Raw genomic sequence first — 11,931 nt, forward strand, 5'->3', positions numbered from 1 at the left:
TCTTGTTTTTTTCAAAGATAAAAAAGAGTTTACTCATTTGTGAAACTATTTCTTAGGATTTGTTTTTAAAGCACTATTTTTTTAGGTTTTTGTAAGATTATCATATAGGAATTGTTGTCGTCTTTTTTTGTGACATACCGATAAATTTAACATTTTGACGATTTTAGCATAAAAATCAATTTGTTACCATTATTTTTTTTAACATTTGATATAAATTTACGTTATTTGTGATTGTTAAATTATAGTTTAATCGATTTATAAACAATAATTTAGGGTTCTGTCAAACCTACAATATAGCAATATTTAAACCTATGAATACCAAAATAGTCTCAATCAAAAAGACTAAACGGGCCACGCCTTTTTTAGTTTTTTTACTTACTGCAGTATGTACTTTTTTTCACCAGTCGGGTTGGGCTCAAGTCAGCACCTACACGTTTAGTGAATCTACTGTTGCCTACACGCCCCTTACAACGCCTTCAACAGCTTATGCAGCACCATGGGATAATCATACTCCTGGAGCAGCCTTTTTGGCGCCATTGGGTTTTAGTTTTGTATACGATGGTGTGGCGCAAAACCAATGTTTTATAAGTCCAAACGGATTTATTTCCTTCGGCATTCAACCAGCCTCTGCCGATTATTTACCCTTAAGTACTGCCGTCACTTATACTAATGGGGGTACCATCAGTGCTTTGGGAATTGATATGATTTCGGCCTCAGCCGCTGCTACAGACAATATTGTTTATAAAACCACCGGAACAGCTCCTAACAGAGTGTTTACGGTGCAATGGACCAATGCCAGACGAAAGGTTACCACAGGAAACTTTAATTTCCAAATTCGATTATACGAGACTACGAATGAGATAGAAATCGCTTATGGGTCGTGTACGCCTGCAGATGCTACTGTTTATAATGCCCAAGTGGGTATTCGTGGCGCTACGAACGACTATTTGCAAGGGAACATCAATAACCGTTTGCAAAACGGAGCCAATACTAATGTTTCTTGGTCGGGTAGGACGATAACCGGAACAGCTAATTCAAGTACCGTGCGAACTAGTGTAACCGAATATCCCAATAATGGTCTGGTATATACCTATACGCCAGCTTCACCTTGTAGCATTCCGATAGCGAGTGCATCAGGCTTTAGTGTTGGAGCTACCACGGTTACGACAACAAGTTTTATCGGAAATAGTTTTACGGCAGCTTCACCGGCACCCACTAATTATTTGGTCGTAAGAAGTACTGTTAACACAACTCCTACGAATGTCAATGTTCCCAACAGAGTATATTGGGCGGTAGATGATGTAATTTCCGGTATTTACACGGTGATAAGCAACTCTAATGCAACATCGTTTACGCAAACAGGCTTAACGCCTAATACCACCTATTATTATTGGGCTATTCCGTATAATGCGGACTGTCAAGGAGGTCCTTTCTACAGAATGAGCAGTATTGCGTTCACATCCAAAGAAACTTGTGCCGATGCCCCTTCAGGAATTACTACGTCCAGCATCGATGGAAATTCATTTTTAGCCTCATGGAACTCCGTTCCCGGAGCTACAGATTATCAGATAGATGTTTCTAACAGTAGTACATTTGCCACATTTCTTCCTGCCTATTCTAATTTTTTGACCGGAGGTCCCACGAGTTTGTTAATCACCGGACTGACGCCTTTAACCAATTATTATTGGAGGGTAAGAGCCGTTGGCCCTAGTTGTGGACTGAATAGTTTGAGTGGCACGGCAACAACACTTTGTGGTGCGTTTCCCATTCCGTATTATCAAAATTTTGATACAACACCTGTGGCTACCGTGCCTAATTGTTTCACCATCGCCAATGCTAATGCGGATGCTGTAACGTGGCAAGTTCAAAATACTTTAGCCTCCTCTGTACCGAATGCGTATCATTTAAATACCAATACCGTAACGGCTTCTGATGACTGGTTCTTTTTAGCAGGATTAAGTTTGACAGGTGGTGTTACCTATCGATTAAAATTCAAATACAATACGACGGCTACAGGTTCGCTTACGGAAAGTCTTAGAGTGCGATTGGGCACTAGTCCAACAGTCGGGAGTATGACCATAACGTTAACCAATTTATCCAATTTTGTAAATACAGTATATCAGACCGCTATTGTCGATTTTACTCCCGTTACAACCGATACGTACTATTTAGGTTTTCAAGGGTTTAGTTTTGCCAGTCAGAGCAAAATTTTAATTGATGACATTAGTGTAATCGTTTCGCCAACCTGCTTTGAACCTACCAATCTTACTATTACTACGGTAGGGGTTACTACGGCCACATTAACGTGGACTGCTAGTGTACCACCGCCAGCGAATGGATATCAATACTTTGTAAGTACATCAAATGCACAACCAAGTGTAGCTGTTACGCCAACAGGGTCTGTAGGCGCTGGAGTGACCACGGCTAATATAAGCTCACTAACAGCTGCAACGCTTTATTACGTTTGGGTAAGGGGTAATTGTAGTGCTGTTGATAAAAGTGAATGGAGTATTTTGGAAGCTTTTAGTACCGATTGCGCTACACCTACCTTATTGCCTGTGGTGAATGGTACTTTGTGTGGAGGCGGTTCTACGACGCTTCAAGCCACGGCACCATCTGGTTCCACCATCGAATGGTTCTCGGATGCAGCGGGTACTAATTTAGTGGGTACAGGTGCTAACTTCGTAACCCCTACCTTATTTGCCACGACTACTTTTTATGCGAGATCAAAAGCTTCAGGTGGTTTAGTAAATGTAGGGCCTTTTTCTCCTGTATTGCAAGGAGGTTCTCTGGGAGTTCAGACCAATGCCACTTATATCAGTTTCACGGTCAATAGCAATACAACGTTCCAATCGTTAGATATTTATCCGATGGTTGCAGGACAAAGTGGTGTTATGACCCTAAGAAATGCTACCAATGCTACCTTGGGATTATACAACTATATCACGAGCACCGCCGGGGGAAGTACACCTCAAACTATTGCGCTGAATTATAATTTAACTCCGGGTAATTATTATGTTTATTTTGAGGTAATGCCTACTTCCGGATTAGTGGTTAATAGCAATAATGCCACGTATCCGTACAACTCGTCGATAGCGAATATCACCGGAAATGATTATGACAATAGCTTTTATTTGTATGCCTACAACTGGAAGTTTTCTAATATTTGCCGATCTTTATTGACTCCGGTGACAGCCAATATTTCGGCAGCCCCACCGATGTCTTTTAGTGCTACAGCAACAACAATATGTGCCGGTGAAACGTCTCCTTTAGTTACCGTTTCAGGATATGCCGCCTATAATAGCTTTGTTTGGTCGCCAAGTACGGGAATCAGTGGTTCCTTAGCTGCGGGATTCACTTTTAGTCCAACCACCACAACAACCTATTCGTTGACAGCATCGCAAACTTCGGGAGCTTTATGTGCCCGACTGCTAACGTATACGGTAACTGTTAATGCCGAACCTCCCGCCATTAGTGTGGTTCCGGCTACAGCTTCGGTTTGTCAAGGGACTGTTCAAGCGCTAAATGCCAGTTTAGCAACCGCTACAGCGATAACCATATTTAGCGAGAATTTTAATGGGGTAACCAATAACTGGACTACCATCAACAATTCTATTGGAGGTTTGTCAGCAGAGGCAGCATGGACCTTGCGCAACAGCCCGTATTCGCCACCTGGTGTCGTTTGGCCCACGGCGTTTAGCAGTAATGATGCGTCCAAGTTTTACTTTACAGACTCTTATGCCCAGGGCGGTCCAACCTCTAACAAAACACAAACCTATTTAGTCTCGCCAAGTATCAATTTAGCGGGTTATACTAGTGCAACGTTAAGCTTTTGGCAGTATTTGAGGTATATTGGAGGCAATAGGGCTCGTGTGGAATCCTCTATAGATGGCGGTACGACTTGGGTCACGCAACTGACTCAAATTGCCTCGCAAGGTGCTGCGAATTCTTTTGTGAATACGACGGTGAATTTAAGTTCGCTGTTAGGTAATCCAAATGTTTTATTGCGTTTTTATTATGATGCTACCTACGATTATGGTTGGGCAGTGGATAATGTATCCATAACGGGAGTTTTGGCTTTAGAAGTAAGTTGGACACCAGCAACCGAATTGTTTTTTGATGCGGCGGCGAATGTTCCTTACATAGCAGGAACACCAACAGCTACAGTTTATGCAAAACCAAATGCTGGAAGAACCTATACGGGAACAGCTTTGGGTTCTAATGGTTGTTCTACCAGCGATACTTCGGTAATTACTGTGGTACCCCTTGTGGTTCCGGGAACATTATCTAGTAGTCAGACGATATGCAGCGGTTTTGCTCCTAATAGTTTAGTGTTATCGGGTCATGTGGGAACCATTGTTAGATGGGAATATGCTACAAACGCCACCTTTACAGCCGGATTGACAACCATTGCTAACACTACAACTACTTTAACTACAGCTGCAATCGGTTCGTTTATCGGAGACCGATATTATAGGGTAGTGGTACAAAGTGGTTCCTGCGCCATAGCGTATTCGAATTCGGTATTGCTGAGTTTTTATTCAACTACTTGGAATGGTACTGCTTGGAGTAATGGTCCACCTACTTCCACCGTTCGTGCTATTTTTGCGGGTAACTACAATTCTACCGGTGATTTACAAGCTTGTTCTGTTCAGGTACTTTCGGGGACTGTTACTTTTAATACCAATCATACATTAACCGTCCAGAATGATGTCCGAGTAACGGGTGGTTCTTTAATTTTTGATAATAATTCGAGTTTGCATCAGATTAATTATTTAGACAATAATGGGGTACCTTTTACGAATACGGGTAATATTACTTATAGAAGGGCTACGACACCAGCATTTAAGTTTGATTACACCTATTGGTCTTCTCCGGTAAGTCCTCAAAATTTATTGAGTATTTCGCCTCAATCTCCTCAGGGTTTATTCTTTTTTTACGATCCGACCATCTCAAATTGGCAGTACGCCAATCCGGCGGTCACAAATATGATCCCCGGAAAAGGATATATCTGTAGAGCACCTCTTTGGTTTCCAGTGGGTGCTCCAGACACCCCTTTACCTCATATGGCTAATTTTATTGGAGTTCCCAATAATGGTATTATTACGCTTCCGGTTACCGGTGGTGCCAGTCAGTTTAATTTATTAGGAAATCCTTATCCGAGTGCCCTTTCTGCCGATGCCTTTTTGATGGATCCGGCTAATGCTGCTACCATAAGTGGCACGATCCTGTTATGGACACACAATACGCCGTTGAACGCTTCCTATCAGTATTCGGGTAGTGATTATGCTCTTTATAATTATTTAGGGGGTACCGGTACCTCAGCAGCTACTAATTCTGGTTTGAATGCTTCAGTACCCAATGGTAAAATTGCTTCTGGACAAGGCTTCTTTGTAAAAGGATTATTGAACGGAACGGCTACTTTTAGAAACAGTATGCGAATAGGAGGGAACAATGATCAATTCTTTAGAGTGACTTCGCCAATGGCGACTCAGGATGTTGGTCCTGAAAAGCACCGATATTGGCTGAATATCAATAATACTCAGGGAGCCTTTAAGCAAGTGCTGCTAGGCTATATTGAAGAGGCTACCTTGGGAATGGATCGCCTTTTTGATGGGGAAATGGTCGATATGGGTAATGCTATTACAATGTATACCATGGCCGAAACCAATAAACTTACCATACAAGGAAGACCCTTGCCTTTTGATGTAGCGGATACTGTTCCTTTAGGATACAAATCGACTATCAGCAGTGAGTACAGTATTTCTTTATTTGATTTTGACGGATTGTTTGAGCGTCAGTCTATTTATTTAGAAGATAAAGAACTGAATATAATTCATGATTTAAAAGCAGGTCCATATACATTCACGACCGCCATTGGTACGTTTGACAATCGCTTTGTTTTACGTTACACTAATGCCGCTTTGGGTCTGAATCCAATATTCAATCAAAATACGGTAGTTATTTATAAAAACCTTGAAAATAGTTTTACGGTAAAAACCGGCTCATTTACTATGGAAAGCATCAAGGTTTTTGATGTTAGAGGTCGACTTTTATTAAACTTGAAAGACATTAATGCAACGCAAACCACATTTACTGTAGGAACGGCCAATGAAGTATTATTAGTTGAAATCTCGACGGTTGATGGTTCTAAAGCAATCAAGAAAGTGATTCGATAATTCGTTGTTCTTTCTAGCGGTTTAGTACACTATTTTATCATTGTAAATCTCATTATGGCTTCAATGCTGATGCTTTGTTTCTGTTGTTCTTAATGTAGGTGTAAAGTATTCTTTATTATTTTGTTCTTTTCAAAAGGTGCATCTTACTGTATTCAGTAGCATTAACAGTGTTTTTATGCAAACCCTCCGTGAGTTAACAGAGGCAGATTCTATTGTTTTAAGCAGTATTTGCTAAGTTCCTATTTTGTGTGCATTTACCATTACTATGAAATGATTGACAGGTATAAATAGCACGAGTTTTACAGAGGGAAAGAAAACGAATTGGAATACAAAATCGTTCACTTGCCCACTTACAACACTATAAATTCAGAAAATATTTTTATTCCGGGTTTACCACCGGCTGTACTTAGAAAAGGTTCCCAAAAAGAAAAAGAAGTACTCCGGGATTGGGAGGAAATAGGGCAACACTTGAACAAGTTAAGAGACTTAAAATAAATGTTTTCCACCCGGAAATTCTTAATGCTCTTTGCAAAATTCGGAATCTAACTGAGCTTATTATTGAAAACTCTGATTTTGAAGATCTTTCGCCTCTAAAAGCATTGACTAAGTTAACAAGATTAGAACTTAATTGGAATTCAGAATTAACGAATATCGATGCTATTGCTACTCTTAAACTAAAACAATTGAAATTCGAGCGATGCTTTACTATAAACAATTATGAAACCATTGGAAATCTGAAGACCTTACAAGGACTTTCGTTAAATGGCAATTGGACGGCACCCAAAAATCTTAAGATTAATTCTCTTATTCCTTTTGAAACGTTAGAAAATTTAGAGCATTTAGATTTAAATTATGCTATCGTAGTGGATAAATCGTTTGAAAGTATTTTAAGAATGACTTCACTAAAACGTTTTGATTATTTGGCAACCATAAAAAAAAGCGACAAGACTAAACATTAAAAATAACCATCCAAGGTTAGTAGCAGGATTTTTTAGGGATTATGATTATGATACAAACGATTTTTATGAAGGAAAGCTATGGTAGGCTAATTGCCGAGAGCAAATTGTTCTAGTTGCTTTACAATCTTAGTTGGTTTTTTTTAAAGGTAGCGGAAAAGGAATCCGTTAGATTTTACAGATTTAAAAGTTTCGCTTTAGGGCAAAAAAAAAGCCAGTCGTTAGACTGGCTTTTTTTATAAGGAACTAGATTAGTTCATTTGTTTTTTAGTAACATAGAAACCGGTATCTAATTTTATTTTCAATACATACACCCCTTGAGGATAATTGAAATCGGTTTCAAAGGTTTGTTTGGCTTCGGTAGAAGTGCATGATTTGATTAATTTTCCAGTAACATCAAAGATGTCAACCGTTTCGATATTTTTAATCGATTGGATGTTCAATACATTATTATTGATATAACTAAGCGTATTCAATGCATCACCGTCAGAAGTTCCTAAAGCACTGTTAGTATAATGCAATTTGAATCGGGTAGTTACTGTTCCACTATTGGTAGAGAACGTATAGTAATTACTTCTCAAGTCATGCATGATACCAAGTTCTGTATCTTCTAAATAAATCCCTTGACTGCTGCTTGTAAATAATCCATCAACATTAGCGATGGCAATTTTATAGATTCCGTTTTGGTTAGCTGTGTAACCTAATGGAACAATATCATTCACATTAAAAGGATTTGGACGACCTTGGATAAGCATTTTCTCTTCATCAATTAACGAATAGATGCTTAATGCTCCGCTATTATCATTAGTGGAGGAATCAAACATTCTGTCTTTAGCTAAAGTAGCACCATCTACATAACATATCATAGTTGTTGCATTAGCATTGGTCTCATTTAAAATGCTCAACCACACTCTGTGTCTTTCTAGTGCATTATAATTGTTTACAGCGTTTCCTGGGCCTCTAAAAAACTCAGTATTGTCATGGTCAAATCGACGCATCGTATTGTTAAATTGAAGCGTCGGACTAGTCTCGTTAGCCAACACAAAGAATCCTTGTCCAGAAGCTATTTTTCCGCCAAATCCAGGTGGATTAGGTCCAGAGATATTGAACGTTATATAACTATCTGCATAGCCATAAACATAGGAATTGTAGAATGTTGAACTAGAACCTCCAATTGGCGTATTGTGTGTCCACAAACGAACGCTCAAGTCAGCTAAATTAGTATTGTTATCCGTTAAGAATTTCACCGCATCTATAGAAGAAGGGTAAGGGTTTCCAACTAAATTATAGTTGTCATCTAAGGCGTCAATCATCACAGAGTTAGCACCAGGGAACGACACTAAAATACTACCTCTTGATATTGGCGTATTTATAACCCCGTTGTTAGGTACACCAGAAACGGTTGCCGTGTAAGGCGTATTTACAAACGGATGCAAATCGGGAGCTCTAATGATATACCCTTTACCTACCGTCATTGGATTGTCATTTCCAGCAACCCAGAAACCTTGTCCCAAATTAGGATTAGCAAGACTAGGATTCCATTTGTAAATATAAAACGGATTGGTAGCTGGTGAAATCAGCGCTGCATTCAAGGCCGCAAAAGGAGAAGACCAATATACATAATCCGCTCTAACGATATTCGTAGTTCTATTGAATGTTATTCTTCCTGTATTGTTGTTAGCCATTACATCGGTAACCTGAACTAAACTAGCATCATCATCTAGGATGATATTTCCGATTGGTATGGTAGTCGCGACATTCACTCCGTTGGTTACGGTTAATGAATTGGTAGCATTTACACGTAAAACGGCAGAATTGTTTACTGTAACGCGATCGGCAAAAGCGTAAAAGTTAGTACCGCTAATTACAGGCGGCGTTCCAGCGTTAGCAATTACCACACAGTCGGTGCTAGATGGTACTCCACTTGGAGTCCAGTTTGAAGCTGTGTTCCAGTTTGCCGTCCCACCATTCCATACTTTAGAATACAATACCGCACTTCCAGTTCTGTTCGATGCAGAAGTAGTAGCGCACGTAGCATTACTCAAAGCAGAAACCGTATACGTAGTTGCTACTCCCGGTGAAGCGCTAAAGGTATAAGGAGTTGTAGAAGTATTTGTTATAGTTACTGGCGTTACTCCGTCAGTATAGGTAAACGTCCATGGGGATGTTCCTGTAAGTGCTATGCTTACCGTTGTGGTAGCACAAGCACTTCCTGTTCCTGATATCACAGATGATGGTGATGGGTTAATGGTAAAGGTAGCTGCTCCTCTGATATTCGGGAATGTAGAACAAGCGGCATAATACGTTATCGGACCAATTGGTGTGGTATTGTTTGCAACCCCTGAGCCTAAAACGCCAACTGGGTTAAACGAAGACCCACTTGCAATAGGAGTTCCTCCAGAAGGTACCGTATACCACTGAATCGTTCCTGAGGCTGGTGTTACAAGCGAACCCGGTCCTGTAATGGTATAGGAAAACGGCCCATTACCACCAAGTCCCCATGAAGTGGTGTACAATGTATATTGCACGCCAACTGTTAATGTAGTTGTCACACGCGGTTCAAAGGCTCCGGCTGAATCATCATCTCCTCCATAATAAACACCACCGGCTAAACAATCTCCTGGTATAAAAGGGCCTGAGGTAATGTACGCCATGGCATCAAAACCAGTATTGTTGTCCATTGTAAATACATAGGTTCCTGTAGCGTTTACCTCAAAAGTATAAGACGTATAATTTCTTGTAGCAAATGTATCAAAGTTACAAGCGTCTCCACTGGTAATTACCGTAACTGGTCGAAATGCTGTTGGATCACTCAAGGATAAGGTCCCACTAATGGTAGTCCCAATATTGGTAAAACCACTACAAACCCCAGTAGCCGTCATACTACCCGTTTGTCCGGAGCACATATTAACGTTAGTTGTAGTCGGAGGTGGAATAATAGTTGTAAAGCTATTGAATCCCCAATTGCTATAATCGGTACCACCACAAAAACCTCTTACGAAGACATAGTAAATAGTGAACGGTGATAAACCAGTAATATTAGCAGACGTTGTAGTATTAGGTACTGAAGTCCATCCTGAAGTAGGTGTAGCAGCACTTGTGGAAACTACATACTGATACCCTCCTGAAGGAATTTGTGTATTCCAGTTCCAGTTGATGGTAGCACTAGAAGCAGTGATACTTGTAGTACCTCCCACAGTCGGTCTAAAGCAAGTTGGTGAAGTAGCACATATTCCAAAAGATCCATACACAGGAGCGCCGGTATTTTCGGACCAAACCCTAATGTATACGATTGCACTAGGCGTACCAGTTAGAGCAAGAACCGGAAATGGATTAAGTCCGTTATCCGCAGCACACGCTATCTGCGTGAGTCCGGCACAAGTACCGGTATAAGCTGACATGGCTGGATTGGTTAATCCACCGCCAACACTTGATAATTCTACACGTAATGTACCGTCAATTCCGAAAGCAGCTCTAAACCACATGTCTCTATTGGTAGCACCATAATTACCACAAGTAGGAGCAGGAGGTACAGGAGACATGGATAAGTTACTATTAGTAGCTGTGGTATTGTTAAATATTTGAGGCGTACACGTGATACCTCCAATTGCCAAAATACGCGCTGTACTACAATCGTCAGGATATGGAGCCGTTGAAGTTAATGAGATGTCATCAACAGCAGCAGGGGGTTGTGTTCCTGCGGAAATGTTGTTAGACCATTCGAATATTAATTTAGCGTTGGTTCCAGCAAAAGAGGCTGGAATAACAATGCTAGCAGTAGTCCAAGTGGCCTGATTGCTGTATTCAGCTAAACCTATTTGTGTTTTTCCAACTCCAGCAGTAATGGCAGTACCATAAACAGGATCAGCTACTATCGCAGGGTCAAACAGCCAAACTCTCATTCTATCTAAACCTACTTCACCAACACCTTGCCATCTAAAACTTAAGTTGATGGTTGTTTCTCCAGTTGTAAACGTTACGGGTCTTATTAAATGAGTAGCTCTTACTGCTGTCAAGGTGTAGGTGTACACTCCGTTACTAGCATTTTGACCAACAAATCCACATCGGTTACCTGTAAAACCAGCGGCGTTCGTACCAACAGACCATTGCGTTCTATTGATTCCCGTTGTTGTTCCTGTCCAGCCGTTAGCAGCAAGTGTTGTTCCCAACTCAAACCCTCCAGCACCTGCAGGATCAATAACCGTTGTTTGTGCACTTAAGGAAGTTACCATCGAGCAAAGTAGCACGGCAAAGGCAAGTGTGCTTTTCTTTAGCACTTGTGCCTCGTTAGTTGCATTAATTTTCGATTTAAAAAATGACAAAAAATAATTTTTTCTCATGGGACTTTATTTTTAATAATTTGATAACGTTATAACAATACTTATATAGTATTCGCCACGAAAATAATTAATTTATGTTAATATTAAAAATTATGTCGATAAGTTTACACATATATCCGATTATCTCAAAACATCGGGTAGTGTGGTAAAAGTCAGTTTTTTAGCAGAACCTTTCGCAACAGTACTGTTTTACTTGGTTTTATCTCAAAAATAGTCAAAATGTATTGTTAATGTTGTGGCGATCAAAATGGTAATTTTTTTCTTAATTTATTGCGGAGTTATCAACAGTTGTAAGATTTTATATTTTTTACTACAAAAAAAACACACATTTTGAGGTGATAGGTATTTTGTCGGATTTTAAGTGTTTTTCATCGATAATATCATTTTAAGCAGAATTATTTTAGAGTATCATTAACAAATTGTTAAAATAATAATTACTTTAGGCATCTAAATTTA

3 protein-coding genes are annotated in these 11,931 nt (G+C 39.9%); 2 read left to right on the forward strand and 1 reads right to left on the reverse strand.

Annotated elements, in window-relative coordinates; genetic code table 11:
* Positions 1–311: 311 nt before the first annotated feature.
* Positions 312–6,179, forward strand: coding sequence for a fibronectin type III domain-containing protein (locus ACULEU_RS04770; RefSeq protein WP_445454305.1), 5,868 nt, complete (start codon positions 312–314; stop codon positions 6,177–6,179).
* Between the two features lie 599 nt (positions 6,180–6,778).
* Positions 6,779–7,138: a hypothetical protein gene (locus tag ACULEU_RS04775; RefSeq protein WP_445454306.1), complete on the forward strand. Its 360-nt coding sequence runs from the start codon at positions 6,779–6,781 to the stop codon at positions 7,136–7,138.
* 248 nt (positions 7,139–7,386) lie between these two features.
* Here ACULEU_RS04775 and ACULEU_RS04780 read toward each other — a convergent pair whose 3' ends face one another.
* Complete coding sequence (locus ACULEU_RS04780) at positions 7,387–11,475, reverse strand: T9SS type A sorting domain-containing protein (RefSeq protein ID WP_445454307.1); 4,089 nt, start codon at positions 11,473–11,475, stop codon at positions 7,387–7,389.
* Positions 11,476–11,931: the final 456 nt, after the last annotated feature.

Source organism: Flavobacterium sp. 25HG05S-40 (assembly GCF_052654735.1).

Bases quoted from the DNA above. Each gene is read 5' to 3' on its own strand.
- ACULEU_RS04770 (WP_445454305.1), top strand. From the start codon at position 312: ATGAATACCAAAATAGTCTCAATCAAAAAGACTAAACGGGCCACGCCT.
- ACULEU_RS04780 (WP_445454307.1), bottom strand. From the start codon at position 11,475: ATGAGAAAAAATTATTTTTTGTCATTTTTTAAATCGAAAATTAATGCA.